This window comes from Spirosoma utsteinense, assembly GCF_014282275.1.
In the GTDB taxonomy this organism is placed as follows: domain Bacteria; phylum Bacteroidota; class Bacteroidia; order Cytophagales; family Spirosomataceae; genus Spirosoma; species Spirosoma utsteinense.
In genome coordinates, this window is the sequence record NZ_VFIA01000013.1 from 72,032 (window position 1) to 98,789 (window position 26,758).

The 26,758-nt window shown below is 53.0% G+C and carries 20 protein-coding genes; 10 read left to right on the forward strand and 10 right to left on the reverse strand.

Annotated features, from left to right (window positions below):
* Positions 1–3 precede the first annotated feature (3 nt).
* The gene (locus FH603_RS12365; protein WP_186737834.1) at positions 4–756 is read right to left on the reverse strand and encodes a TrmH family RNA methyltransferase; all 753 of its coding nucleotides are present in this window, start codon (positions 754–756) and stop codon (positions 4–6) included.
* On the opposite strand from FH603_RS12365, the gene tamL reads away from it, so the two are divergent.
* From tamL to secG, 6 genes are all read left to right on the forward strand, one after another.
* Positions 755–3,406, forward strand: coding sequence for a translocation and assembly module lipoprotein TamL (gene tamL, locus FH603_RS12370; RefSeq protein WP_186737835.1), 2,652 nt, complete (start codon positions 755–757; stop codon positions 3,404–3,406). The two genes, FH603_RS12365 and tamL, sit on opposite strands and share 2 nt — an antisense overlap.
* 189 nt (positions 3,407–3,595) lie before the next feature.
* Positions 3,596–5,179, forward strand: coding sequence for a MiaB/RimO family radical SAM methylthiotransferase (locus FH603_RS12375; protein WP_186737836.1), 1,584 nt, complete (start codon positions 3,596–3,598; stop codon positions 5,177–5,179).
* Positions 5,180–5,315: 136 nt separating this feature from the next.
* Positions 5,316–6,686 carry a sigma-54 interaction domain-containing protein gene (locus FH603_RS12380; RefSeq protein ID WP_186737837.1) on the forward strand — a complete coding sequence of 457 codons (1,371 nt, stop codon included), beginning with the start codon at positions 5,316–5,318 and terminating at the stop codon, positions 6,684–6,686.
* Positions 6,687–6,756: 70 nt separating this feature from the next.
* Entirely contained in the window at positions 6,757–7,236 is a 480-nt protein-coding gene (gene lptE, locus FH603_RS12385; RefSeq protein WP_186737838.1) for an LPS assembly lipoprotein LptE, read from the forward strand.
* Between the two features lie 83 nt (positions 7,237–7,319).
* The gene (locus tag FH603_RS12390) at positions 7,320–8,162 is read left to right on the forward strand and encodes a hypothetical protein (protein WP_186737839.1); all 843 of its coding nucleotides are present in this window, start codon (positions 7,320–7,322) and stop codon (positions 8,160–8,162) included.
* 56 nt (positions 8,163–8,218) lie between these two features.
* A complete protein-coding gene (gene secG, locus FH603_RS12395) occupies positions 8,219–8,623 on the forward strand; it encodes a preprotein translocase subunit SecG (protein WP_186737840.1) in 405 nt (134 codons plus the stop codon).
* Between the two features lie 76 nt (positions 8,624–8,699).
* On the opposite strand, the gene FH603_RS12400 is transcribed toward secG, so the two are convergent.
* Entirely contained in the window at positions 8,700–9,407 is a 708-nt protein-coding gene (locus FH603_RS12400) for a hypothetical protein (RefSeq protein WP_186737841.1), read from the reverse strand.
* 250 nt (positions 9,408–9,657) lie between these two features.
* Here FH603_RS12400 and FH603_RS12405 point away from each other — a divergent pair, with 250 nt between their 5' ends.
* The 3 genes from FH603_RS12405 to FH603_RS12415 all read left to right on the forward strand — a co-directional run bounded on the left by FH603_RS12405 (position 9,658) and on the right by FH603_RS12415 (position 16,309).
* Positions 9,658–9,954, forward strand: coding sequence for a co-chaperone GroES (locus tag FH603_RS12405; protein WP_080240116.1), 297 nt, complete (start codon positions 9,658–9,660; stop codon positions 9,952–9,954).
* Positions 9,955–10,063: 109 nt separating this feature from the next.
* Positions 10,064–11,704, forward strand: coding sequence for a chaperonin GroEL (groL, locus tag FH603_RS12410; RefSeq protein WP_186737842.1), 1,641 nt, complete (start codon positions 10,064–10,066; stop codon positions 11,702–11,704).
* Positions 11,705–12,073: 369 nt separating this feature from the next.
* Entirely contained in the window at positions 12,074–16,309 is a 4,236-nt protein-coding gene (locus FH603_RS12415; protein ID WP_186737843.1) for a putative Ig domain-containing protein, read from the forward strand.
* A gap of 98 nt (positions 16,310–16,407) precedes the next feature.
* Here FH603_RS12415 and FH603_RS12420 read toward each other — a convergent pair whose 3' ends face one another.
* Positions 16,408–17,205, reverse strand: coding sequence for a hypothetical protein (locus FH603_RS12420; RefSeq protein ID WP_186737844.1), 798 nt, complete (start codon positions 17,203–17,205; stop codon positions 16,408–16,410).
* Positions 17,206–17,477: 272 nt separating this feature from the next.
* Here FH603_RS12420 and FH603_RS12425 point away from each other — a divergent pair, with 272 nt between their 5' ends.
* The gene (locus FH603_RS12425) at positions 17,478–18,260 is read left to right on the forward strand and encodes a UDP-2,3-diacylglucosamine diphosphatase (protein WP_186737845.1); all 783 of its coding nucleotides are present in this window, start codon (positions 17,478–17,480) and stop codon (positions 18,258–18,260) included.
* A gap of 62 nt (positions 18,261–18,322) precedes the next feature.
* Here the strand turns inward: FH603_RS12425 and FH603_RS12430 are convergent, their stop codons facing one another.
* The 7 genes from FH603_RS12430 to FH603_RS12460 all read right to left on the reverse strand — a co-directional run bounded on the left by FH603_RS12430 (position 18,323) and on the right by FH603_RS12460 (position 26,709).
* Positions 18,323–19,390: a phytase gene (locus FH603_RS12430; protein WP_186737846.1), complete on the reverse strand. Its 1,068-nt coding sequence runs from the start codon at positions 19,388–19,390 to the stop codon at positions 18,323–18,325.
* 100 nt (positions 19,391–19,490) lie between these two features.
* Positions 19,491–20,753 (reverse strand): right-handed parallel beta-helix repeat-containing protein, encoded by a 1,263-nt coding sequence (locus FH603_RS12435; RefSeq protein WP_186737847.1) that lies wholly within the window; start codon positions 20,751–20,753, stop codon positions 19,491–19,493.
* 67 nt (positions 20,754–20,820) lie between these two features.
* The gene (locus FH603_RS12440) at positions 20,821–23,592 is read right to left on the reverse strand and encodes a TonB-dependent receptor (RefSeq protein ID WP_186737848.1); all 2,772 of its coding nucleotides are present in this window, start codon (positions 23,590–23,592) and stop codon (positions 20,821–20,823) included.
* Positions 23,593–23,815: 223 nt separating this feature from the next.
* Positions 23,816–24,544: a carboxypeptidase-like regulatory domain-containing protein gene (locus FH603_RS12445; RefSeq protein ID WP_186737849.1), complete on the reverse strand. Its 729-nt coding sequence runs from the start codon at positions 24,542–24,544 to the stop codon at positions 23,816–23,818.
* A gap of 137 nt (positions 24,545–24,681) precedes the next feature.
* Positions 24,682–25,515: a phosphatidate cytidylyltransferase gene (locus FH603_RS12450; RefSeq protein ID WP_186737850.1), complete on the reverse strand. Its 834-nt coding sequence runs from the start codon at positions 25,513–25,515 to the stop codon at positions 24,682–24,684.
* On the reverse strand, positions 25,496–25,714 hold the full coding sequence (locus FH603_RS12455) for a putative signal transducing protein (protein WP_186737851.1): 219 nt from the start codon (positions 25,712–25,714) through the stop codon (positions 25,496–25,498). The genes FH603_RS12450 and FH603_RS12455 overlap by 20 nt, the downstream gene beginning before the upstream one ends.
* Positions 25,715–25,761: 47 nt before the next feature.
* Positions 25,762–26,709 (reverse strand): CPBP family intramembrane glutamic endopeptidase, encoded by a 948-nt coding sequence (locus FH603_RS12460; protein ID WP_317171233.1) that lies wholly within the window; start codon positions 26,707–26,709, stop codon positions 25,762–25,764.
* Positions 26,710–26,758: the final 49 nt, after the last annotated feature.

Sequence of the window (26,758 nt, forward strand, 5' to 3'; positions counted from 1 at the left end):
TCCTTACCCCCGGCTCCTCCGCCAGTTATCCAGCAGGACCGCCGTAGCAATACCCACGTTCAGTGATTCGGCATCGCCGTAGCGCGGGATCGTCACCCGTTGCGTTACGTGCTGCTCCACAGCAGTACTGATACCGTTCGATTCGTTACCCATGACCAGATAACCCGAAGGTTCGAAGGGCAGCGTATGCACATCCGTTCCGTTCAGGAACGCACCATACACCGGAGCCGGGCTAACCGACTCACCCAGAAACTGAACGATATCACCGTACCACCACCGGACACGGGTGAAGGAGCCTTTACTGGCCGAGATAACTTTGGGGTTGTAAACATCGGCTGTCGTTTCCGAACACAAAACCGTTCGAATACCGTACCAATCGGCAATGCGGAGAATGGTGCCGAGGTTACCGGGGTCGCGGATATCATCCAGAATCAGCGCTATTTCGCCCGGTTCGGCGACTAAAGGGCGGTTTTCCTTCGTTCTGACCACAGCGATGGCGGCATTATTGCTGTTGAGCGTACCGATACGCTCAAGGTCGGCCACCGACGCAATTTCGACCCGTGTTCGTTGGTTGTCAGTCAGACGACTGTTTTCTTTGTAGAACGCATCGGTCGCAACGACCAGTTCAGTCTCGAAATCGGACAGAAGCACCTCCTCAACGCTCTTGGCTCCTTCAACAAGGAACGAACCATGCTGCTGCCGGAATTTCTTCTGATGCAGCGACTGAATGTATTTGATCTGATTCTTTGAAAGCATGAAAAGTATATATGATCTAAGATGTAGGCTGCGTGACTGGCCGAGTGGCCCTGTATCAAACGTTGTACATCATATATCGACCAAGTGTGTTCCTGTTGCGCTCCTCCTCTCCCTGTCGGGTTGCCTGACCTCACAGAAGCTACAGCCAACCGATCCCATTCTGACGGCACAGGTCATTCGGGGAAACCGGACGATTTCGTCGGAAGAACTCGAAAGTCTGATACCCCAGAAACCAAATAGCCGGATATTGGGACTACCTGTCACACCGAGGCTCTGGTTCTACCGGTTGGGAGCCCGCCGGTTCGATCGGGATGCGGCCGTTCGTGAACTGGCGATCAAAACTAACGAATTCGAGCAGCAAAGCCAGCAACTCACCAATCAGCCCAGTGCTCTTAAAAAAGTGAACCGGCGCTTTGCCCGGGAAGCTAAACGACTGCGACAGGAGATTGAAGAGGGAAACTGGGTCATGCGCAATCTGGGAGAGCCCCCCTCCTATTTTACGGAGCAGGATGCCCGCACCAACACCGCCAAGATGCAGCGCTTCCTGATGGATAAAGGTTTTTTCAACGCCCGAACTGCCTATTCACTCGATACGCTGCGTAACCAACAGATCCGGGTCAGGTACCTCATCACCGAAAACGCCGGCTTCTACCTCCGGAACCTGACCTACGAAATCGACGACGCCCGCATCGATTCGCTGATCCGGAAATCGCTGAATCAGTCGACCCTGATTGCCGGAGAACGGTACGACTCGCAGAAAATAGGCGAGGAAAAAGTACGTATCGAAACGGCCCTGCGCGACCAGGGCTACTACGCTTTCTCGCGGCAGTACATGCCCAATCCCGAAGTTGACACGAGCCGTCGAAGCAGCGAGCGCCTGCTAACTGTCGACTCGCTCCGTCGCCCGGTCGACCTGTACCTTACCATTAAGAACCCACCCGGCCAGGCAGCCCACCCTCTGTATCGCATTGGCGACGTAGAAGTCAGGATTACGGCCGACGAAACACAATCACCTGCCGCCGTAAGCGCGCTGGATTCGGTGCGCCGTAACGGGGTAACTTTCCTGCTGAGTGGGCGTAACATATCGTCGCGGCTGCTGGATGGCAAGATATTTCTTCGACCCGGGCAATTGTACAGCCAGACCAAATACCGGGATACGCAACGGCAGCTATTCCTGCTCAACCAGTTCAAATTCGTAAACCTGAACTTCACCGACACAACCAACAGACAGCTTCGGACACTCGTAACAGCTACCCCGTTGGACAAATACGAAGCCACCGCTGAGGGAGGGGTTACGTTACTCTATCAGGGTCAGGGGTACCCCGGCGGTTTCGGCAGTCTTATTTTTCGGGTACGAAATCTGTTTGGCGGGCTGGAAACGTTTGAGACAACCCTACGATATGGACTGGAAGCGCAAACTGGGTTTGTGAATAGTGCTAACAGTAACAAATTTGTTTATACCTCCCAGGAATTAGGCATTATCAGTTCAATCACGTTTCCTCAATTACTATTCCCAGGGCGTTTGCGATTTAATTTCAATCGATATAATCCCCGTACCCAAGTCAGCCTAAGTTTTAATAACACGTTTCGACCTGACTTCCGTAGATCGCTCTTACGCGCCACAATGGCCTATAATTGGCAAACAACCCCTGCCAAACAGTTCAGTTTCTTGATTGCCGACGTAAATCTGATTAACGCTAACTTCGATACCGAGCTGGGAAACTTGTTTTTGGCTCAATTAGACTCTTTAACCACATTAGGCAATACAATTGGGTTGAGTTTCAGGCGATCGTTCGCTTCTGGAGTCAGTTTTGCTTACACATACAACACAAACACTATTGGACAAAATCGCCGGGCTAATTTTTTTCGGACAGTAATTGAGTCGGGCGGAACGACGCTTAACTTATTCTCAGAGAAACAGTTACAAAACATATTCAAGCCCACTATCAACAATACAGGCTTACAATATTATAAGTACCTACGGTTAAGCCTGGACTACCGTCACTACGTTCCACTTCGAACGCATACTACGGTTGCTTTTCGAATGAATACAGGAATAGTGTATAGCTATGGTGGTAATAGAACAGCACCCTACGAAAAACTTTTTTTCGCAGGCGGTAGCAATAGCATCCGGGCCTGGTTGCCTCGGCGGTTGGGACCGGGCTCCGACTACCCACAGCCTTCCCCGACTAATCCGAATGGGCCCGCTTTTAATCTCAACCCAGCCCGATCTGAACAGTTCCTTTACACTTTTGAAAAACCTGGTGATTTCCTCCTCGAAGGGTCGGCGGAGTTGAGGGGTCGGCTCTTTCACCTGCTAGCTGATATAAACGGAGCCGTTTTCATCGATGCGGGTAACGTCTGGCGGCTTCCCTATAGCCAGGCTAATACAAAAAGTACGTTTCAGTTCGGCACATTCATTCCTCAAATAGCCGTAGGTACAGGCGTTGGGCTACGACTCGATTTTTCTTTTTTCCTGATTCGGCTCGATGGGGGCATAAAAGTGTGGGACCCCGCCCGGCAATACTTTAGCGAAGCAGAAGGCCAATATGTTGACAAGCGATTTATTCTGCCTGATTTCTCCTTCCGCCGGCTCTCACGCGGTCCAAATCCGTTGATTATTAACTTCGGAATTGGGTACCCGTTCTGACAAATACGCGTAGGTTGATCAGGTGGTTTAAGAGAATTTAACGCCCGCCTTCCTGCCAAAATGACAGCATTTATCGCCCTTTCTTCGTAAATTTGTGCCCTAGTCAAGCTATAGACTGGTAAAGTGAATAATGGTAAAGACGCTATCTTTCTGTTATCAGCCTGAAGTCAATAGCCAACGTCACTTTTTATGGAACGCTTTACCGAATTAACGATACTTCAACCCGCCGATAAGGAACAGATTGAATTGCCGCGTACGTCGGAAGACGAAATAGCGGTGGGTAAGAAACGTCTCTATATCGAAAGTTATGGCTGCCAGATGAACTTCGCCGACAGCGAGGTTGTGGCCGCTGTGATGCGCAACGCGGGCTTTGCCACTACGTCTTCTGCCGAAGAGGCCGATCTTATTTTTCTGAACACCTGCGCCATTCGTGATAATGCCGAACAGAAAGTCCGGCACCGGCTTAAACACCTTATCGGGTTTAAACGTCAGAAGCCCGGCCTGCTGGTCGGTATACTCGGGTGTATGGCCGAACGGCTGAAAACCCAGCTGCTGGAAGAAGAAAAAGTGATCGACATTGTGGCGGGGCCCGATGCCTACCGCGACATCCCCAAACTGGTTGAAGAAGCTGAATCGGGGCAGAAAGCCGTAAACGTGTTCCTGTCGCGCGAAGAAACCTATGCCGATATTTCACCCATTCGGCTGAATTCCAACGGCGTGTCGGCGTTCGTTTCGATCATGCGGGGCTGCGACAATATGTGCAGTTTCTGCGTCGTACCGTTCACGCGTGGCCGCGAGCGCAGCCGCGACCCGCACAGTATCGTTCGGGAAGCCCAGGATCTTTTCGACCAGGGCTACCGCGAAGTTATCTTGCTGGGTCAAAATGTGGATTCGTATAAGTGGGAAGCAGGGAAGAAAGGGAAAGCGGAGGAAGGAGGAAAGGAGGAGGGGGAAGAGAGGGACGAAAGGGATAATGAAGTAAAGGGCGAAATCTCACTGGCTGAGACTCCTTCCTCCCTTTCCTCCCTTTCCTCCTTTCCTCCCTCCTCCCTTTCTTCCCCCATCGTTACCTTTGCCGATCTGCTCGAACGGGTTGCCCGAATCAGTCCTGAGTTACGGGTTCGCTTCTCTACGTCACACCCCAAAGACATTACCGACGAAGTGCTCCATACCATGGTGCGCTACGACAACATCTGCAAGTATATCCACTTACCTGCCCAGAGCGGTAACAGCCGGATTCTTAAACTGATGAACCGGACCTATGACCGCCCATGGTACATCGAGCGGATCAATAGCATCCGCCGGATTCTGGGCGACGACTGCGGTGTCTCTACGGATATGATCACGGGCTTTTGTTCAGAAACGGAAGAAGAACACCAGGATTCGCTTTCGCTGATGGATTTCGTGCGGTACGATTATGCCTATATGTTCGCCTACTCGGAGCGCCCGGGTACGCTGGCGGCCAAAAAATACCCCGACGATATTCCGGAGGAAGTTAAGAAACGGCGACTGAGCGAAATCATCGACCGGCAGTTGACCTACTCGGCTGAACGCAACCAGCGTCATATAGGACAGGTACAACGGGTACTGATCGAAGGGCCCTCCAAGCGGTCTCCCGATTTTCTCAGCGGCCGAAACGATCAGAACAAAGTGGTCGTTTTCCCAAAAGGAGCGTTACAGAAAGGCCAGTATGTCAATGTATTGGTGACCGACAGTTCCTCTGCCACGTTACGGGGCACCGTGGTTAACGAACCGGCACCAGCGAACAAGTAATCCTGAGCAGGCGCCAGGTCACCCCATGTGATGTCGGTTTCGGTAAAGCGACCGTCATGAAAAACGCAGACGCCAATCAGGCAAGAGCGTTGGTATTCGAAGCCAGCTCCTCACTCCTGTTGACAGCACAGCTTTTATGAATAACCAGGAAATACTCAGCGTTAAACAACGCTTCGGCATAATTGGAAATGCACCAGCGCTCAACTACGCCATCAACGTAGGTATGCAGGTGGCCGCTACCGACCTCACCGTACTTATTACGGGTGAAAGTGGTAGTGGTAAAGAATCGTTTTCCAAAATAATCCATAGTCTGAGCGCCCGCAAACATGGGCAGTTTATTGCTATCAACTGCGGAGCTATTCCCGAAGGGACCATCGACTCCGAACTGTTCGGCCACGAGAAAGGCTCCTTTACCGGCGCTGTCGATTCCAGAAAGGGGTATTTTGAGACGACGAATGGCGGTACGATTTTTCTGGATGAGATCGGGGAAATGCCCCTTGGCACGCAAGCGCGCTTATTGCGGGTACTGGAGAACGGCGAGTTTATCCGGGTTGGCTCCTCGAAGACACAAAAAACCGACGTGCGCGTTGTGGCAGCTACCAACGTCAATCTGATGGACGCCGTTGAAAAAGGGAAATTCCGCGAGGACTTATACTACCGGCTCAACACCGTACCCATCTTCGTTCCGCCCCTGCGCGAACGCGGTACTGACATCGAACTGCTGTTCCGCAAGTTCACGACTGATTTTGCAGAACGGTATCGGATCAAACCTCTCCAGTTAACGGAGGAGGCCAAACAATTGCTGATTAGTTTTCCGTTTCCGGGCAATATCCGCCAATTGAAAAACATCGCCGAGCAGATTTCTATCCTGGAATCAGAGCAGAACAAGCCCCTGGAAGCCGAAACGCTGGCCAAATACCTGCCCCAGACGCAGCAGCCAAACCGGTCGCTGGCGTTGTTTCCGCAGGCAAATGGTCCTGGTGCCGAACACTTCTCCGAGCGGGAACTGCTCTACAAAGTGCTGTTCGATATGCGCCGGGATATGAATGACCTTAAAAAACTCGTTCGCGACGTACTGGGTAATGAACAGGATGGTCGGCAGATTCTTAATAACCACAAGGACCTTTTCGATTCCATCCCGCCGGATGGCGACCGCCCGGCGGGCGAGGGTGGCCTGACACGGTTTTTGCCCCCTCCTGGCGGGACTCCCCATTCCGAACCCCGTACGAATGGCACGCCCCCTCCCCCTTCGGAAACCTATGGTAACCACCCGCCCGTGCAGATCTACGACGACGTGGACGGCGACGTAAATGATGTGACGGTAGAGGATGTAACCCACGAAACCGAAGACGACGATTCCCTGTCGCTCGAACGCCAGGAGAAAGAGATGATTTTAAAAGCACTCCGGCGCAATAATAACAAGCGGAAATATGCGGCTCAAGCACTCGGTATCTCCGAGCGGACGTTATACCGAAAAATCAAACAGTATGAAATTGACGAAGAGTAATTCTTTAATGGAGAATGATAAATTAAGCATGATGAATAAGAGAGCAAAGCGCTTCCTAACCTTACTCATCATGCTTAATTCATCATTCTTCATTACCTCCTGTGGCGTGTATTCTTTCACGGGTACAACCTTGTCGCCTGACATTAAAACGGTTACCGTCAATAACTTTACACTGGCCACCGCTGGTGGACCGGCTAACTTGCCGCTGACCTTCAACGAAAGGCTAAAGGAATATTACCAGCGCTACACGAACCTGAAGGTTGTTCCCGCGAACGGCGACATGCTACTTGAAGGAAACATTACAGGCTATGACTTGCTGGCCGTTGCGCCTACAGCTTCAGATCAGGCGGGTGTAAACCGACTGCAGATCACGGTGCTGGCCCGTTTTTATAATAATAAAGACGAGACAAAGAATTTCGAGCAGTCTTTCTCTTTTTACCAGGATTTTCCGCAAACGCAAACCCTGAGCCAGAACGAAAGCCGACTGGTACCAAAAATCCTGGATCAGATCGTCCTGGATATATTCAACAAAACAGCCGCCGACTGGTAAAATTTTTCGTTGGGTAGTGCCTGGTTTTTCGCATCTTCACCGGCAGTTTTATCAATTAATGCTACTAACCCATTATTATATCCATGCAGGCTCTTGATAAAGAAACTTTCTCGTATTGGGTCACCCACCCCGACGACCTGAGCGCTACTGACTTCGTGCAGTTACAGGAAAGTCTGCAAGCGTACCCCTACTGCCAGTCGTTGCATACCCTGACTGCCAAAGCGGCTTCCGTACATCTGAAAGGCCAAACAGTACCCTTTGTACGACAGGCCGCAGCGCATGCCTTAAGCCGCAATGCCCTGCGAAAGTTGATCGACAACGAGTTTCAGTGGTCGGAGAACCTTTTGATGAAACTCAACGAACTGTCGGCGAAGCATGTGCCAATTCCTGACGATTATCAGCAGGAAAGCTATGCGCTGTTTAAGTCGAAAACCGGTCTGGGAAACACGTTTCCGAGTCTGTCGCTCCTGCGTTTACCGGGCCAGCCGGTACCCCAGCTGCCTGTAGAACCAGCGTCGGAGGCTATGGTACCAACGCCCGAAGACCCTACCCTCTCTGAGACGAATCTGCAACATGACCTCACGCAGATCGCCGAAGCGGCTCCCCCTGCTTTGTCGCCAGCCGACCTCGAACGGCAGCGCCAGCTGGACCTTATCGATAGTTTTATCAAGAAAGAGCCACGAATTCCGCCCGTTCGGTCCAAGGTGGGTGAGCCCCATCAGCAGGAAGACCTCACCAAACGAAACAAGCCGGGCGGGGGCGGTTTCATTACCGAAAGCTTCGCCAAAATATTGGAGAAGCAGGGCAAGATTGATAAGGCCCGCGATATTTACGAGAAATTAATGGCAAAAAATCCCGAGAAAAAAGCGTACTTTGCGGCAAAAATCAGTGAATTGTCAGGAAGTCAAAATACCTCTACCGAGTGATTTAACTTTCTCTCTTTACTGAAAACGCATTAACCGAACATTTACAAACCTTTTTCATGGTAACGACAATTATTGTCCTCATTTGCATTCTCACCGTCCTGTTGATTCTGATCGTGCTCATTCAAAATTCTAAAGGGGGTGGGTTAACCGGAGAATTCGGCGGACTGGGTTCCAATCAGCTAATGGGCGTCAAGAAAACGACCGACCTACTGGAGCAGATTACCTGGGGGCTGGGCGTCGGCATCATGGTGCTTTCTCTGGTATCCTACGTCCTGATCGATCGCAGCCAGGCTACGGGCATCAACAGTGCCAACGTAGATCGGGCTCAAACCCAGACCTTACCCGGCGCGGCTGCTCCTGCCCCGGCACCTACGACCACGAATGGAGCGGCTCCCAGTCAGGCGGCTCCCGGCGCAGCTACGCCAGGGGCTTCAACCTCGGCACTGACGCCCCAGAAGTAGTTATCTTCTTTTCATGACATAAAAAGGCCCTGGCAGTTTGTCAGGGCCTTTTTACATAAAACAGGGTAATGTCGGTTCAGGCAACGGCCTGCGCCAGTAACTGCCGGGCTATGGGCAGCAACGTTTCGTGTACAGGGTATGTCCGGGTTGTTTCGAGTCGGTAGGTAGCCGGATTAGGCAGTTGACGATACCGGCGAATAAGGTCTAGCTTGATAGCCTCGAACGTATTGACAAGGCTCGTACGAACGGCCTCCACAAAGCGAAGCTGCACCATACGCCCCCCGGGCTCCTGGTCTGAATAGAACGTGAGCGAAAACTGATACACCTGCGCTTCCGACTGGTTGGTAGCATAAAGCAACAGGTAGCCCTCTTCGGGATTCAGGGGCATAAGACCCACGGGAGCCAGCGTCAGTGAATCGGCAATATCGGTCCAGCGTTGCTGCCCCTCGGTAAGCATCGTCTGGAAACGGGGCAGTGCGAAATCCATGATGGCATCCATCTCCGTCATATAGGCCGGGTCCGTTACCTCGGATTTGTATTCGATTCGGGGTGGTGGGCCACCGACACCACTGATTCGCTTGGGGAAGGCGGCATTTAACGTACCTTTGCCCCTCGAAAAACGAATACCGTCGGCATAATGACTGCGCAGTTCGGGTAAGTCGGGGTAGAGTTTATTGGCCGTGAAATTTTCCTGTACGGCCTGTAAGTATGCCATCACGACATACTTCTGATACTCGGCATCAAGCCAATTTTGTGTAAACCAATCAGGCTGCAATTTTTTCATATCCTAAAAAAAGCCGCTTTGACAGCGATTCATACGTTCAACTTAATGAACGTAAGGCAATCTGCCAAATTATGTTTCACAAAAACGGGCTAACGGCCGAATGAAGTAGAAACAAGTGGCGAAGCGGCAGTATGTCAGGTAAAAGTCTGAAATTTTGACAGTCCGGCGTGTTGGCACAGAAATTGGCGGTCGGTTCGTTGTCGTGTAATGCATTACACAAGTAATTAATAACCTTAATCATCTCATTATCATGGTAGCAGAAACGGAAAGCGTTAAAGTAAACGTGAAACCGATTGCCGACCGAGTGCTGGTCGAAGCCGCTCCGGCAGAAGAAAAAACCTCATTTGGCATCATCATCCCCGATACGGCTAAAGAAAAGCCACAACGTGGGACGGTTATTGCCGTTGGCAGTGGCAAAAAAGATGAGCCGATGACAGTTCAGGTTGGTGATACGGTATTGTATGGCAAATATGCTGGTACAGAAATCACCGTTGAAGGCAAGGAGTATCTGATCATGCGTGAATCAGACATCTTCGCAATCCTGTAAACTAATTATGAATTAGTAGTGATGAATGATGAATTGCGTTTCAATGCCGCCGTCATCCTTCTTCGTCACTTTTCATAATTAATTATTCATAACTTATCATTAACCAATCATGGCTAAGAAAATATTTTTTGATACAGAAGCGCGGGAGCGCATTAAAAAAGGCGTTGACACCCTCGCCGACGCCGTTAAGGTAACGTTAGGACCAAAAGGCCGGAACGTAATCCTGGACAAGAAATTCGGTTCGCCGGTAATCACCAAGGATGGTGTGACGGTAGCCAAAGAAATTGAACTGAAAGACGCCATGGAAAATATGGGCGCTCAATTAGTAAAAGAAGTAGCCTCGAAAACAGCTGATTCAGCCGGTGACGGTACTACGACCGCAACGGTACTGGCCCAGGCCATCTACTCGATCGGCGCGAAAAACGTGGCAGCTGGTGCTAACCCAATGGACCTGAAACGGGGTATTGAGAAAGCAGTTCTGGCCGTAACGGGTAATCTGGCCGAACAGGCGCAGACGGTAGGCGACGACTTCAGCAAAATCAAGCAGGTAGCTACGATCTCGGCTAACTACGACGATGAAATTGGCTCGATGATCGCCGAAGCCATGCAGAAAGTAGGTAAAGAAGGTGTTATCACGGTAGAAGAAGCGCGCGGTACCGAAACGGAAGTTAAAACCGTTGAAGGTATGCAGTTCGACCGGGGTTACCTGTCGCCTTACTTCGTTACCAACACTGAGAAAATGGAAGTAGAACTGGAACGCCCGTTCATCCTGATCTCGGAGAAGAAAGTATCGTCGATGAAAGAACTTCTGCCCGTGCTGGAGCAGGTGGCTCAAACGGGTCGTCCGCTGTTGATCATTGCAGAAGACGTTGACGGAGAAGCACTGGCTACGCTGGTAGTAAACAAAATCCGGGGTGCCCTGAAAGTAGCGGCTGTTAAAGCTCCTGGTTTTGGCGATCGCCGGAAAGCTATGCTGGAAGACATCGCTATCCTGACGGGTGGCCAGGTTATTTCGGAAGAGCGCGGCTTCAAACTGGAGAACGCATCGGTCGACTACCTGGGCCAGGCAGAAAAAATCCTGATCGACAAAGACAACACGACTATTGTCAATGGTGTCGGCGAGAAGGAAAACATCACGGGTCGTGTGAACCAGATTAAAGCACAAATCGAGAACACAACGTCAGACTACGACCGCGAGAAATTGCAGGAGCGCTTGGCCAAGTTGTCGGGTGGTGTAGCGATCCTCTACATTGGTGCGGCTACCGAAGTAGAAATGAAAGAAAAGAAAGACCGCGTTGACGATGCGCTGCACGCAACCCGCGCTGCTGTAGAAGAAGGTATCGTAACCGGTGGTGGTATTGCATTGATCCGGGCTATCTCGTCGCTGGACAGCATCAACGCCATCAACGAAGATGAGAAAACGGGTATCAACATTATTCGTCAAGCCCTGGAGTCGCCCCTACGGACGATTGTGGCTAACGCAGGTGGTGAAGGTTCCGTTGTTGTGAACAAGGTAAAAGAAGGTACGGGCGGTTATGGCTACAATGCCAAAAACGACACCTACGAAGACCTGTTTGCAGCTGGTGTCATCGATCCGAAGAAAGTTACGCGTCTGGCGCTGGAAAACGCAGCCTCGATTGCCGGTCTGTTGCTGACAACCGAATGTGTCATTGCTGATGAGCCGGAAGAAGCTCCAGCCGGTGGCGGTGGCGGTATGCACGGCGGTGGCGGCATGGGCGGCATGATGTAATAGCCTGGCTTATTTTATACAAGGAAACGCCCCCGGTCAACTCGACCGGGGGCGTTTCCTTGTATGGCTTTTAGGCGGTTGACTCCCAGAAACAAGGCTCCCTACCTCCTCGATTGCTAAGACGAAACGGTGATTAGCCTACCTCTCACGAAATATCCATGGGTACATATACATAGGTGTTACGTTATCATATAATCTATTTATCTATTTTCAGTAGCTATTAATCACACAAAAAACTCTTTTGAATTACTATAGAAGATTTTATAGATACTCATTTACAAATAAGTAAACAAGCTGACAAAATTGGCGTGAAGTGACTGGTGATGGGGGGTATTGTCTAAGTATGACATCTCATCCTACCGATTACATATGTTTACTTCTACCCCGTTTTTCGGGCTTATCAATAGGTACCAGCCCCTGTGGTTCTTCGTTATACTTCTTTGGTTAGCTGCACCTTCATCGGCTCAAACGCTGCCAGCCGGGTTTGCCAGCAGCCAGGTCCAGTCGGGGTACGAGACACCCGTTGGAACGGTTTTCTCTACTGACGGTCAACAGCTTTTTGTGTGGGACAAGGGAGGTCGGGTCTGGGTGTCGACCTGGAATGGCACGACCTACGTTCGGCAGAATACCCCCGTTCTGGACATCAGCGAGGAAGTAGGCAACTGGCGCGATTTCGGTTTACTCAGCGCCTGTTTAGACCCTAACTTCAGCAGCAATGGCCTGCTGTATCTGTTTTATGTCGTCGACCGGCATCATCTGCTGCATTATGGCACCGCCCAATACAATAAGGCTTCGGATGAGTATTTCAACGCCAGCATCAGCCGCGTAACCCGGTATCGGGTCACTACGGCGGGTGGGAAACTCACGGCCGACGAAACCAGCCGTCAGGTGCTCATTGGCGAAACCAAAACTACCGGCATTCCTCTTACCTACGAATCGCATGCGGGCGGCACACTCGTCTTTGGTCGCGACGGTACGCTCCTGGTTTCTACCGGCGATAACGCCAGTTACGATGCAGTTGATATCGGTAGCGACAGCAGGACCTACTACCAGACAGCCATTGCCGAAGGAATCATGCGGCCCGCCGAAAACGTTGGCGCATTACGTGCCCAGATGCCGGGTTCATTTTGCGGCAAGGTACTCCGCATCAATCCCAATACCGGCGATGGCGTTTCGAGCAATCCGTACTTCGACGGGGCTAATCCCCGGGCACCGAAGTCACGGGTGTGGGCACTGGGTCTGCGCAATCCCTACCGCATGAGTATTCAGCCCAACACCGGCAGCACCAATGCCGACGATGGTCGGCCAGGGACCCTGCTGGTAGGCGACGTAGGCTGGTATACGACCGAAGACCTTCACATACTCAACCAGGGCGGGCTAAACTGTGGCTGGCCCCTCTATGAAGGGCTCGAAACCGCCCAGGGTTACTATGGCCGATATGTTCGTAATGAAGACGAACCCGGTCGGCCCACCTTCGAAAGTCTTTGTCAGCAGCCTGCCTCGGCTGCGGTTGACGGCAACCCGGCCAACCGGCGTTTTACCCACTCCCGCCCTGCTCTGGACTGGAATCATGACGCGTCTACGGCCCGTGTGCCAGCTTTTGACGGCACCACGCCCATTACCCGCCTGATCGGAACAGCGGGTGCACCGGCAGGTACCCCCTTTAAAGGAAATGCATCGATGGGGGGTGCCTACTATACGGGGAGTCAGTTTCCGGAAGCCTATCGAAATACGTATTTCTTCGCTGACTTTGGTCAGAACTGGATCAAAAACCTGGTTTTACACGACGACGGCGACCATCAGATCCATGAAGTTCGTGCGTTTGCTCCCAGTGGTTTTGGTCAGGGGATCGTTGATCTGGAAGTGAACCCGCTCGACGGCTCGTTATTTTACGTAAACGTGAGCGGAGACATCATGCGTATCAGCTACGGGGGTAATCAGCCGCCCACAGCCCGCCCGGTGGCCAGTGTTACCAGTGGTTCGTCGCCCCTGAGGGTCCAGTTTTCGGGCAGCACCTCAACCGATCCCGAAGGTCGTCCCCTACAATTTCAGTGGAACTTTGGCGATGGCTCAACGTCGCGGGAGGCCAATCCGGAGCATGTATTCACCAGTACCGATGCCCGACGCTTCACCGCGACTCTGATCGTAACCGATGAAGGCCAGCTGACCGATACGAAAGAAATTGTCATCTCCCTGAACAGCGTTGCCCCTACGGCTCAGATTACCAGTCCGGCCGACGGCAGTCTCTATGCCATGGATCGGACCAGTACCTACACCCTGAATGCCAATGTAACGGGCGAAAATCTAACGTATGAATGGCAGCTCTGGCTACAGCACAACACCCATGAACATGCTGAACCGATTCTTCGGGAAGTCAACCCTCAGATACGTATTTCACCCGTAGGCTGTTCTACTACGGAGTCCTATTCGTATCGGATCAGTCTGAAAGTGACCAACGCAAGCGGGCTAAGTGCCTCGACATCCGTTCGTATTTACCCTGATTGCCGATCAGGTAGTAACGCCGTGCGTCAGGTAACAGCAACACCACTGCCCAACTCAGTGCGGGTAAACTGGCAGAACCCACCCGTTTCTTTCGACGAAGTGATGGTGGTAAGCCGCGTTGGCACAGGATTCCAGAATCACCCCACCGGAACTGATTACACTGCCGATGCAGACTTTACCGGCAGAGGCACCCCGTTCGATGGGGGCAAGGTTGTTTACCGGGGGCGCGATGAGGCTGTTGTCGTCAGGAACCTTACCCAGTCCGCCCCCCACTTCTTCCGGATCTTTACACGCATCGGCGACACCTGGAACGAGGGCATTGAAGTCTCAGCAACCCCTCAGGTCGGTGAGCCTACCGGCGGCACGCTGTCGTTGATTGCCCCGCTCTACAATTGTAGCACCGGTGCCATCACCTTTCGGACAACGGGTGGCAATGGTACACCGATCGAGTTTTCGGCTGTAGGTATCACGGGTTGGACCCCCCGGCCGGATCAGACGGTAGAGTCGGGAGTTCGGGGCGACCCTAAAGTCATTATTCTTAATGCCCGTCAGAGTGGTATTCAGGTCAGTTATACGTTTGACTTGCCCAATGCCTGTTCGGCAACGGGTCCATCGGCAAACCGCCCGCCGGTCGCCACTGCAGCTATCGGTACGCGATCCGCTACCCGTCTTCAACCGTTCACGCTATCCATCCCGGCTAACACGTTTACCGACCCCGAAAACCAGTTTTTGACATACTCGGTCAGTGGGTTACCCGAGGGACTGAGCTTCGACCGGAATACGACCACGATCAGCGGTCAGCCGACCACATCGGGTCAGTTTACGGTGACGGTAACGGCAACCGATTCTGATAACCTCTCGGCCAGCACGTCCTTCCTCATTGTTGTGAATCAGTCTGAGCCACCACAGGCTCCCACACCGACCGCACCTAACCCAACTGGCTTCGCCCTAACGGGTGCTACAATGGTTTCCTGCGAGTCGTTGAGTGCTGGTCAGCGGCAAATTACGTTCACCCCTCAGTACACCGGGCTGACTGGTCAACCCGTTAGCTTCTCGGTGGTCAGCGAAATGATACCAACAACCAGCCCCGGCCCCTATACCCTCCGTGTTTATACCGACAATCCGGCTATCACCCTGAAAGCCACGCAGGTTAACTCGACCAACGAAGCCAGCTTCGTATACAATTGGCTGGCGGCCTGTACCGGTGGAAACCCCGCCCCGAACCCGTCTGGCAATCGGGCACCACAAACGGCAAATTCAATTCCCGATCAGCAAACGCAAACAGGACAGGCGTTTTCGTTTACCATTCCAGCCAACACGTTTGTTGACCCCGATGGCGATGCGCTAACCCTGACCATCAATGAATTACCCGACGGTCTACGCTTCGATTCTAACTCGGGCACTATCAGCGGTCAGCCGACCACGGCCGGTCGAGCAACGGTGGTGGTGACCGCAACCGATCCGGGTAACCGCGGGACTAGTGCATCATTTCTTCTCACCGTCGGTCAGCCAGCACCCACGACAACACCTACACCGGGTCCGGCACCAACTGGCTTTTCGATTACAGGCGTCACAATGGTAAAATGCGAGTCATTGAGTGCCGGTCAGCGGCAAATTACATTTACCCCTCAGTACGCAGGGCTGACTGGTCAGCCGGTTAGCTTCTCGGTCGTTCGGGAGATGCTGCCCACAACAAATCCAGGTCCCTACACCCTGCGCATCTACACCGACAATCCGGTTATCACCCTCCAGGCGGAACAAATGGGTACCGCCGGTACGGCCAGTTTCACCTACGACTGGCGGGCGGTTTGTGAACGGGGCAGTGGCCGGCTCGGCAGTGAAGCCCGGGAAGGACTGACCGTGCGCGTCCTGGGAAACCCGGTACTGACCAACCAGGGTGAAGTTGAAATTCGCGGGGCGGAAGGACAGCGTCTTCGCTTGCAGACATTTAACGAGCGTGGCTATCTCGTTTACGAAACAACTATTGCCCAGCCAGCATCCGTTGAGCGGAGCCGTGTCGATATGGTAGGACCCGCTGGCTTGTATCTGCTGCGGGTAAGCACAACCGATCAGTTTCGGGTAGTGAAATTAATGAAACAGTAAAATGTGATTGATTGAGGTGAATACGCGAAACGGCCAGACTTTATAGCCTGGCCGTTTTTTTTGACCCTGAAGTCAAGATTCCCTATTGTCGTCAACGCCTAGAGCGTCGACTCACCATCGGCAATTTTGTCGATCAGCACTTCGGCTAAGGACTCTGCGCGCTTTTTCCGGAGGGCCGGCGCATCTTTCGTGCCTACAGCTACATTGATAATGTGGTTATTATAAAGGACATGCATGATGCCTTTGGCTGGCTCCCAAACCGCCTTATCTCCCACACCGGGAACAGCCATAAAACGGCCTGTCGTGACAGCAGGCTTCGTGAGCTGCACGGCGGCAGAGGTAACGCCTGATACGGAGTTTGACGAATCATTATCAGCCGTTGCGTCGGCATCGACGTCGGCTGATTCGCTGCCTTCAGGCGTAGTGTTTGCATGTTCGGAGCCGGTTCCTTCCGGTGCGGGACCAGAAATTGCCATGTGCCGGTCGGTAGCAATCTCCTGTCCTGGTTGGTGGCCCGTGGCATCCTGAAAGCTTTTATTGAATATATATTCGGCCTGATAGATGGATGGATAGGGTTTCTTTCCGCCGAACGCCAGAGAAACTTTGTTACCACCCCATTCGAATGTGCAGCCATTCGGATAGTCGAGTTCCATCATCTCGGTCGTGGCACCCAGATTAAAGGTAGTACGAACATACTCCTCACCCAATACATTACAGGGCTTGTCGTAATCGGTGTCCGTAGTTAGCATGTCGACGCCAACCACTTTTCTGGCCAGATAAGGGCTTCCAGTTCCTGCTGCATCGTTGGCAGAGTCGGTTGTTGTAGCGTTGTCTCCTTTAAAACAAGATGACAGAAACAATACCGGTAGTGTGTACAATAGTGGGTTGATTTTCATAATTTTTAAAAAAGCTCAAAAAGTTTCTTCTACTTAAATACAATTGGAGTCACCCCGTTGTTCGGCAACAACCAGTAATGTTTAAAAAATCGACCTGGACTATTCTGTATCTGTGAATCTTACCTGTTGGGCCTGCGTCCCGGTAGCTGCATAGCGAGTCCTTCATTCGACAAAAGTTTATCCGGGAAAACGGTATCTGTCGGCTATATAATGTCAGATGGCTGAGCAAACCACAATCCTTGTGTAATTTCACGCCCGATTTATCCGAATGCATGTCCAATATAGAAACGATTCCTCTACTGCCTGGCCGTAAGGCTTATTTTGCATCCGACTTCCACCTGGGCACCCCCACGCCTGAGCAAAGCCGCATCCGCGAACGGGCTGTAGTAGCCTGGCTCGACAGCATACGTTCGCATGCCGAGGTTATTTTTCTGGTTGGCGATGTGTTCGACTTCTGGTTTGAATATAAGCGCAGTATTCCGAAGGGGTTTATAAGGCTACAGGGAAAACTGGCCGAACTAACCGATGCCGGTACGCGGGTGGTGCTCTTCACGGGTAATCACGATATGTGGATGAGCGACTACTTCACGCAGGAAATGGGAATTCCCGTTTACCGTGAGCCACGCCGGTATATTATTGGCGAAAAGCGGTTCCTGATCGGGCACGGCGACGGTCTCGGTCCCGGCGACTATGTTTACAAGCGACTGAAAGTACTGTTCGAGAGCGGACTGGCCCGGCGGCTCTTTCGGTATCTGCATCCTGACGTAGGCATCGGTCTGGCCCAGACATGGTCACACCGGAGCCGGGTCAGCAATCAGCACAAAGGCGAGGAGTTGTTTCTGGGTGACGATCGGGAGTGGCTCATGCAATATTGCCGCGAAGTAGAAGCCCAGCAGCATCATGATTATTACATTTTCGGGCACCGCCACCTCCCCCTCGACCGTCCAGTGTCTGACACCAGCCGCTATATCAACCTGGGCGAGTGGGTAACCGCCAAAACCTATGCCGGTTTCGACGGGGCTGACCTGCAACTCATGACATGGTCGGGCAAGTGATCGACAGCAGATAGGGTGATTAATCAGACATCTTCTCCGCTTGCCAAAAATACAGACAACTGTTACTTCAGCTCCTTACCGGCGATATCCTCCCAGCGGTAGTAGTGAAACGTTCGGTCGTCGGACATAGCGACGAACAACCCTTTCGGGAACGCCTTGCCGAGCGGCACATTGGTCACCTCGGAGCCGTCGCTCACCTGAGCCGCTACGGGTACTATTTTCACCAGTTGATGCTCATTGGGCTTTCCGGGTTCACCCTCCCGACGGAAGACGTGAAACTGGTTGGCACCCTGATCGGAGACGAGCAGGTAACCGGTTGTAGGGCCAGTCTTGTAAATAGATATTCCTTCGTGGTCCTCAGCAAAGCCCGTCTTCGCAAAAAGCGCCAGCTCGGCATCGCCCCGCTCCGGGTCGGCATAGTATTTCCGGACGCCAACGCCTTCGTCGGAATAGTAGACGTAGCCGAGTTCAGCGTCGACGGCAATGGACTCGATTTCCTTTTTACCGCTCCAGGTTCCGAACTTGCGAACGACGGTTGCTTTGATAAGGCCCTTACCATCATCGTCCAGGCGGTACTGCCACAAATAACCCTGCGCCGGGCCTTCTTTCCGGCCAACGATGGCAAACACGACCCCATCCGACGGGCGTTTGTACAGCGCAATGCCCATGGGTAACCGCTTCTCTTCGCCCACAAACACATCCAGCGGCTGACTGTCCAGCGGTTTCATGTCCGGCAGCCGGAACGTTCGGATGCGCGACGTACCCCGCTCGGTTACCACCGCCACATCGGTATGTGTTCCTTTCAGCGACAGGCCATAAACCAGGTCTACGTTGTTAGGCCGGTTCAGGTTATGCACCACTTTACCGGGCACAATTTTACCCTGTAAATCAAACACGTACAACGCCCCATCAGCATCCTTGTCGGTACCGATGACCAGGCTTTTTGCCGGATCAACCGGGTTCACCCAGATAGCCGGGTCATCGGTATCATGCGCGACGGGTTCGGTAATGATAACCGGTTTGATAGCGGTTGACTTTCCGGCTTGAGCGGGTGCGGTCTGGGCATTGGGATGCTGGCAGGCTGCGAGCAGCAAACCAGCCAACAGGCAGTACGAATAAACGGAATACATAAATGGGTACGTAATGAAATCGGGGTTTACGGGACGTTGATGTCTATTGGTTCGACACCCGTTCCGTAAACCCCGTTGTTAGCTGGACACGTTCACTGGCTTAGTTCGACCCGTGGGCACCAATGTACGAAGCAGGCGCGGGTGACTGGTAGAGCTTGCCACCCACGGTCAGCCCCTCGGCGTAAAGCCGGGTAAACGTAGTGGTTCCTTTACCCAGCGCAGGCGAGCCCGCTTGCAACCGAAAATCCCAGGCTGTATTGAACGCTGTATTTTTCATCTCTGTGTTCAGCGGATAGTTCACGAACCTGGGGTCGTTGTCGCCAGCTGTCTTGCTGATGATATCGTTCGTACCCGTCACGATTTCAGTCGAGGGCTGGAACTGGTTGGCGGCTTCTGCGGTGAATCCGTAGTAGAGGTTGTTGCTAATTTTCGAGCGGTTGTCTTCGGGCTTACCCTTGTCGCGCTTGATACCGAAGCGGTCGTTGGCCAGCAGGTTATTGTACAGGTCGGCCCGGACAGTGGCCTCCAACCAGATCGATCCACCTTTGATAGTAGGCCGACGCCAGCCTGCGTTAACGATCGTGTTATTATAGGCCACAACATAGGCTTGTGGCGTGCGGTCACCCGCGTTGGAAAGCTTCAGGCCGTTTGTGTTCGGGCTGTAGATCATGTTGAAGGCCACATCAGCCTGTACACCCGATTTGATATTGATCGCATCGCCCCCCGACATACCCGTCGTGTAGATCTTGTTGTTAGCTATCAGCACCTTCCCGCCGTCGATGTAAAATCCGTCTTCGTTCTGGTTGTTCAGGCGGCTGTTGATCACGACCAGTTTCCCGTTCACATTGGGGTAATACAGCGCAGGAACGTGTTCGCCCGCAGCGGCTTTGTAGAGTCCCGCCTTTACGGAGGCCGATGCTTCGGTCGTTACGGCACCACCGTATTCGATGATGGTATTGTCGAGAACGATCTCGGCACTGGTTGGACCGGCAATCAGGCCACCCCATAGCGCACCAAACTCATTTTTTGCCGTCTTCCAGGCATCGGGCACGGTAAAGCGGACGGGGCTGGCTGCGGTACCCAGGCAGTACAGATTTCCTTTAATGATCACTTCGGGCTTCACCGTCGAGTCGCTCATCAGGACCGTAACGCCTTCCTGAATCGTTAGTGATTTGCCTTCCGAGATTTGCAGCGGACCCGTGATTTTATACGTGCTTCCTTTCTCCCAGACACCCGAGACCTCACCCGATACAGCTTCTTTCACGACCGGGGCGGGAGCTACGGCATTACCAGTGTCTTCTTTCGTGGAACAACCTGCCAGCACTGTGGCGACGAAAGCTGCTAGAATAAATACTTGTTTCATTGGTTGTAATTGGTTTTAGATTGACTTGATCAGGGCCTGTTCGGTTTATCGACGCAGCCGTTCCAAATTATAGTTTATAGCGGATACCCAGCAGATATGAGCGCTGGAAGTAGTCGCGCCGGATCAGCGTCCGGCCTGCTACGTCCTGATTTGGCACGTCCGAATTCCGGCTGCTTACGTTCCGGATATACACTTCGGTAGGTGTGTTGAGCAGGTTATTGACTTTAGCGAAGAGGATAAAATTTCCCTTCAGCCGTTTCTCGGCCGAGGCATCCATCTGGAGAAATCCTTTCTGGTAGAGATCATTGTCGACAAACTGCGACACGGTACTGATCCGGTCGCCGGTGTAACTACCCGCCAGCTGGCCATCCCAGCCATGCTCACTGTCTTTGTAGAGCAGAGACAGGTTCGCCACGTGCGCCGACTGCCCGTACAGCGCCCGGGTCTGGTTAACCGAGATCGTTTGCAGATCGCCCTGGGCATTGCGGATGCGCTTTGACTTGGGGGTAGTAATGGCCGAGTGCGTATAGGTATAGTTCGCCTTCACGCCCCAGTTCCGCACGTACTTGACGGCATCCAGTTCGAGCCCGTAGTTGGTTGCGGTGCCGAAGTTGCCCGGCGAATAGTAGATATCCTGCCCCCGCACGGCATCGCGCTGGAGGGTATACTCAATGGGGTTTTGAATGCGTTTGTAAAAAACGCCAACCATAAACTGTTCCAGCGGACGGGGGAAAAACTCGTAGCGCAGGTCCATATTGTCGGCAATGGCCCGCTTCAGGTTCGGGTTACCCCGCTCCTGGTATTCTTCGTTGACGATGCGATAGGGCACAATCTCGAAGAAGCCCGGCCGGTTCAGCGACCGGAAATAAGACGCCCGCAGGTTGGTCCGCTCCTTCAGCCGGTACCGGGCGTGCAGACTCGGCAGGATATCGGTGTAGATCTGGCTGCCTGTGGGGCGGTCTTCGCCAATCGGGAATTTCATGGCATATCCCTGATCGGTATGCTCCACACGAACGCCCCCGGTTAGTTCGAGCGGCTGGTTGGTGGTCCGAAATTGCAGGTAGCCCGACGAGGTTTTCTCGCTGGCGTCGTAGTTGAGCGCCGTTGCTACCGAGCCCAGCGGGTTCTGCACTGTCCAGACAATCTGGCTGTAATCGGTGAAGTCAACGCCGTACTGAGCAAATGGATTGGCGGGGCGCAGCTGATAGTTGTTATAGAAATTCGTCCGTTGCTTGTCGCGGTAGAGTCCGCCTGCCATCCACTCGACGGACAGACCGGCGAGGTTGGTTTTGAGCGTGACGTTCAGGTAACCGGCCAGGTCGGTATCGGTGTTGTGTTCCCACCGGCGGGAGCCATCGTTGACGGTCGTTCGCTGCTCCGCAAAATTCGTCCGCACGCCCAGCAGAGGTACCGTCGTCTGGTCGGGCACATTGCCGGTTGCCACCGAGTATACCGCCGACCAGTTCACCCCGAGAATGGGTGTCAGTTCATGCGTTCCCTGTAGTGTGCTGGTATAAATCCGTTGCCGGGTGAGCCGCGAGCGCGTCGAATAACCAAGGGTTGCGTTGCCAAGGATTGGGTCGAACCCGCCAATGGTGAGCTGGGTGGATTTGGTGTCCCGGATCTGCTCGTTGGTCAGATTAATGAACGCATTGTACCACTGGATCTTGTTGGCCTCGGGTCCACCCGAGCCGGGCAGCCGGTAATCCAGCTTGGCATGGAGCCCGTAGCGCCGTTGATGCTCCGAGTACTGGCGTTCGCTCATAGACGTCAGGGTGACGCCCCGCAGCGTATCGACTGCGTCGCCATCGAAGAAGAGGCTGTTGCTGCCCCGGAACGTATTCTGCAAACTACCCGCCAGCATCACCCCCAGGCGACGGTTCAGCAGGCGACCGCCAACGGCAAAACTACCCAGCAGGTTAGGTGGCGGGCTACCCACCGTGTAGGTTGTTGGGGCTTTGTTAAAATCAGCGGGTTTGGCCGCGTACTGATTCCCGAACTGCTCGTAAGGCGACTCAAACCGAACATTTCCAGCCTTGAAGCGCGTGAAGGGCCGGTTCATAAACAGTTCGCTATAACCGGTGGAGACATTGGCAAGCACTGTCAGGCGATCCGGGGCGTCTTTCATCACCATATTGATAGCGCCACCCACGGCATCGCCTTCCATGCTGGGTGTTAGTGCCTTGTACACTTCGAGTCGGTCGAGCAGTTCAGCCGGAAAAATATCGAGGGGAACGTATCGGTAGCGGTTGTCCGGGCTGGGAATTTTCACCCCGTTGACGAGCGTATAGTTATAGCGCTTATCCATGCCGCGCAGAATGGCGTACTGCCCGTCTCCATTGCTGTTCCGTTCAATGGAAATGCCCGAAACGCGCTGGATGACATTGGCAACGGTCAGATCGGGCGAGAGTTCGATGCTGCGCCCCGAGACGATGTTCAGCACCTGGGGGGCGTTGCGTTCGAGGTCGCGCGCTGTTCGGTCACTGGCTCCGTCGCGTTTGCTAACGACGGTAACCTCGGCAATCTGACGGTCGGTTTCGGTCGCCAGCGCCAGGTCGACGGTTAGCGTCTGCTCGTTCGCATCGAGCCTGACCTCACGTAATAGCGTCTGGTAGGATACGTAACTGGCCCGAAGCCGGTAATTCCCGGCCGGAACATTTCGGATAACATACGAACCGTCGAGGCCCGACACACCATGCAGCGGGGTACCCTCGATCAGCAGCGTAGCGCCAATGATCGGCTGCCCTGTACCGGCATCGACGGCGCGGCCACGGATAGTGGCCGCCAGAGTGATCGTTGAAAAAAAGAGGAAGTAAACGAATAAGTAGCGATTGGCCATACTGGCGGGGTATTCGGATAAAGTCGGCCGGTGTTAGGAGTGGCCACCAGGAAGCTGGTAAAACGAAAGCACAAAAAAAGCCGCTTCCGGGCAGAAGCGGCTAGGCCAAATCGTTATGAGTTTATTAGTTCTTTCGGCTACCGGGTCTCATTTGAGTAATAAAGGAAGCCCGGAATAAGCGATTGACGTATTTGACATCCCCGTTATCTGCGGAAATATCCGGTCAATTACCGTCCTGCAAAACATCTTTCCGCGTCATGTTTTCGCGGGGTGCTTTATTGAGTTCGCTGCGCCATTCCTTCGTTTTGAGGTCACCGCGCTTAACGGATCGGATGAAGTTAGCCCAGGCAAAAGGATTCGTGAACGCGAAGGACGGCGTCGAACTACGCCCCACAATGGACTCCCGCCCGAAGAACTGCTGATTGACAAAGTTCTGGTGGTTGGCCACCGCCCCCATCGGCATCGTAGCCGCCATACGCATGATGGCTGCGGGATCGGTATTACGGGCCAGGTTGTCGCGCTCCATCTGGTCGGGGAGTTTCAGGTTCACGAACGCTTCCTTGAACAGTTCCTCCGTCGCATACGGATACACCTTCACCTCGGCCAGCGTTTTCACATCTTCCTGCAACGCCACTACCGCTGAATAGGTCAGGTCCGTGAGCCGACGCGGGATGATGTGGTACTGGGTTCTGAAGCCAACATAACTGAAGATGATACTATCGCCCGGAAAAACAGGCAGGGCAAAATAGCCGTTCGCAGCCGACAGAACCCCTTTTCCAGCCTTCGGAATATAGATATACGCCCCCGGCAGGGGCTCGTTGGTCTTGCCACCCGTCAGAAACCCCGTGAACGTCACCTGCCGTTCCTGACCCTGCGCAAACGTATGGGCGAACCCACCCGAGAGCAGCAGCAGGCACAGGCCCAGCAGTATGTATTTTAACGATTGCTTCATGCTTTATTGGAGACACTGTTCAGGGTCTACCGGATCGAAGGGTCACCTCACAGTGCGTAGTCGATACCCCGTATGTATAATCAGGCATTTCATACTTAACTATACAAAATAACGAATGATTTGGCAGCAGACCGTATTTAGGCAAATAATTTAAGGAATGTTATGATAAACGGAGCGGCAAGCAGCAATCCATCGAAGCGGTCCAGAAAACCGCCATGCCCCGGAATGCTCGTACCGGAATCCTTGATGGCGATACTCCGTTTAAACAGCGACTCGACAAGGTCACCATAGGTACCCGTCACGACGATGATGCCCCCTACGCAGTACCACTGCCAGGGTTTCAGCTCCGGCGCGTAAAAGGCCAGGCCCAGCGCTACCAGTCCGGCAGCAATGGCACCCCCAACGGCTCCTTCCCAGGACTTTTTGGGCGACACCCGTTCAAACAGCTTCCGGCGGCCGAAGTACGTACCGGCGAAATACGCCCCAATATCACTGGCCCACAGCAGCAGCAAACAGCCGATGATAATAGACGGATGGTAGCTGCCCCCCCGCAACGCCAAGACGATCAGCAAGGCAAACGGCATGGCTACGTAAATGATCCCCAGAAACGTGAACCCGATATTGGTGAAGGGCTTCATATCCCGCTTTTTGTACAGCTTGATCAGGAAGATCATGGACGAGGCCGGGCAAATGAGGAAGTAGGCATCGGTGCCGATAACGCCTTTTTCGGCAAAATAGGCCAGCACACAGACCAGACATCCAACGACGGTACCATAGGCCGTCAGCGGTTCAAACCCATCCAGCCCAAGCAATTTATAGAACTCCCGCTGCGTAAGCGCACTGACGAGTGTAAACAGCAACGCAAACGACCAGTCGGCGTACCAGATCATAAACAAAATAACTGGAACCCCTGCTACAGCCGCAATAATGCGCTGCTGAAGGTTGGTCAGCTTAGCTAAACGTTGCTTCATTCTCTAAGATTACTTTGGCCAGAATTGCATCTTTAGCCAGTACATGTACTTCACTCTTGCCCAGACCCAGGGTAGGATAACTGCTGCTCTGCCGATTAACGACTACGGCCGGTATTTCATGTTCGGCCAGCAGGGCCTTTGCCAGCTCGGCCCGGTGCGGCATGGGCGTTGTATAAATCGATTCCCAGTTTTCGTTCATGCTGTTGGTGTTGTACAAAGGCAGACATAAAGGCTCAGGCACAGGCCTTACAACGTTTGCGTCCGGTTGCTTTGTTTGAAATAATACAGAAGGCCGGCGGTTATCACAAATGATATAGCTGCGCCCCAGACCGGTATCGATTCGTTGCTGTCAATATTAACCGTCGTCATTTTACGCTGATGCATGTACATCATCACAACGGTGAAGCCGTTATTGACGAAATGGGCGAAAATAGGTGCCCATATATTGCCTGACCAGACATAGACATAGCCGAACAGCGCGCCCAGCAGCATCCGCGGAAAGAAGCCCAGAAACTGAACGTGAATGGCACTGAACAGTATAGCCGCCAGCCAGATACCCACGTGCGTGTTGCCCGTCCAGTAGCTGAAATTGCGTTGTAGCACGCCCCGGAACAGTACCTCTTCTCCAATAGCCGGAATGACCCCGATTACCAGAATGGCCACCAGCAACTGACCTGTGGTCGTAAAGGTCGTCAGGTATTTGGTAATCCCTTCCAAACTCTTTTCCTTGTCACGAATCCACTGCTCCAGCGGAGCCAGTGTCTGAGGCAGGTGCAGATTCTGGTTCCATTCAATAACCAGACCATCGAAAGGCATAAACGAAATGACAAGCAACCCGACTACACCAAGGCCAGCCACCGCCCACAAGGGCCGACGGTTGAACTCCTGCCAGTGTTTATGCTCAACAAAATACCAGTAGGCTAGTGCTGGCACTAAAAAGGTGCCCAGGTGATTAATTCCCTGAAGAAGCATCAACTCATACCAGCCTTTAGTCGAATCTGTAGGCTTGAGAGCCAGTTGGGTCAGGTACGAGGAGGCCTCGACTATAGACAAGCCCTTGGTAACCAAGAGGATGCCCAGTAGCAGAAACGTACTTAACACGCCCCCCAGGAGTAAGAACCCAACGAGCATAATAAGGCCACCAATGGTTGGCGGACGGGACGATGGGGGATTGGGGATATGGATTGGCTGCATAATTCCCGTAAATTTACAGACTCATTCGCATTATCTGCATAAAGGAACC

Bases quoted from the DNA above. Each gene is read 5' to 3' on its own strand.
- lptE (WP_186737838.1), top strand. From the start codon at position 6,757: ATGCTTAATTCATCATTCTTCATTACCTCCTGTGGCGTGTATTCTTTC.
- FH603_RS12365 (WP_186737834.1), bottom strand. From the start codon at position 756: ATGCTTTCAAAGAATCAGATCAAATACATTCAGTCGCTGCATCAGAAG.
- FH603_RS12445 (WP_186737849.1), bottom strand. From the start codon at position 24,544: ATGAAGCAATCGTTAAAATACATACTGCTGGGCCTGTGCCTGCTGCTG.
- FH603_RS12450 (WP_186737850.1), bottom strand. From the start codon at position 25,515: ATGAAGCAACGTTTAGCTAAGCTGACCAACCTTCAGCAGCGCATTATT.
- FH603_RS12405 (WP_080240116.1), top strand. From the start codon at position 9,658: ATGGTAGCAGAAACGGAAAGCGTTAAAGTAAACGTGAAACCGATTGCC.
- FH603_RS12400 (WP_186737841.1), bottom strand. From the start codon at position 9,407: ATGAAAAAATTGCAGCCTGATTGGTTTACACAAAATTGGCTTGATGCC.
- FH603_RS12380 (WP_186737837.1), top strand. From the start codon at position 5,316: ATGAATAACCAGGAAATACTCAGCGTTAAACAACGCTTCGGCATAATT.
- FH603_RS12435 (WP_186737847.1), bottom strand. From the start codon at position 20,753: ATGAAACAAGTATTTATTCTAGCAGCTTTCGTCGCCACAGTGCTGGCA.
- FH603_RS12430 (WP_186737846.1), bottom strand. From the start codon at position 19,390: ATGTATTCCGTTTATTCGTACTGCCTGTTGGCTGGTTTGCTGCTCGCA.
- FH603_RS12425 (WP_186737845.1), top strand. From the start codon at position 17,478: ATGTCCAATATAGAAACGATTCCTCTACTGCCTGGCCGTAAGGCTTAT.
- FH603_RS12440 (WP_186737848.1), bottom strand. From the start codon at position 23,592: ATGGCCAATCGCTACTTATTCGTTTACTTCCTCTTTTTTTCAACGATC.
- groL (WP_186737842.1), top strand. From the start codon at position 10,064: ATGGCTAAGAAAATATTTTTTGATACAGAAGCGCGGGAGCGCATTAAA.
- FH603_RS12460 (WP_317171233.1), bottom strand. From the start codon at position 26,709: ATGCAGCCAATCCATATCCCCAATCCCCCATCGTCCCGTCCGCCAACC.
- FH603_RS12390 (WP_186737839.1), top strand. From the start codon at position 7,320: ATGCAGGCTCTTGATAAAGAAACTTTCTCGTATTGGGTCACCCACCCC.
- secG (WP_186737840.1), top strand. From the start codon at position 8,219: ATGGTAACGACAATTATTGTCCTCATTTGCATTCTCACCGTCCTGTTG.
- tamL (WP_186737835.1), top strand. From the start codon at position 755: ATGAAAAGTATATATGATCTAAGATGTAGGCTGCGTGACTGGCCGAGT.
- FH603_RS12415 (WP_186737843.1), top strand. From the start codon at position 12,074: ATGTTTACTTCTACCCCGTTTTTCGGGCTTATCAATAGGTACCAGCCC.
- FH603_RS12455 (WP_186737851.1), bottom strand. From the start codon at position 25,714: ATGAACGAAAACTGGGAATCGATTTATACAACGCCCATGCCGCACCGG.
- FH603_RS12420 (WP_186737844.1), bottom strand. From the start codon at position 17,205: ATGAAAATCAACCCACTATTGTACACACTACCGGTATTGTTTCTGTCA.
- FH603_RS12375 (WP_186737836.1), top strand. From the start codon at position 3,596: ATGGAACGCTTTACCGAATTAACGATACTTCAACCCGCCGATAAGGAA.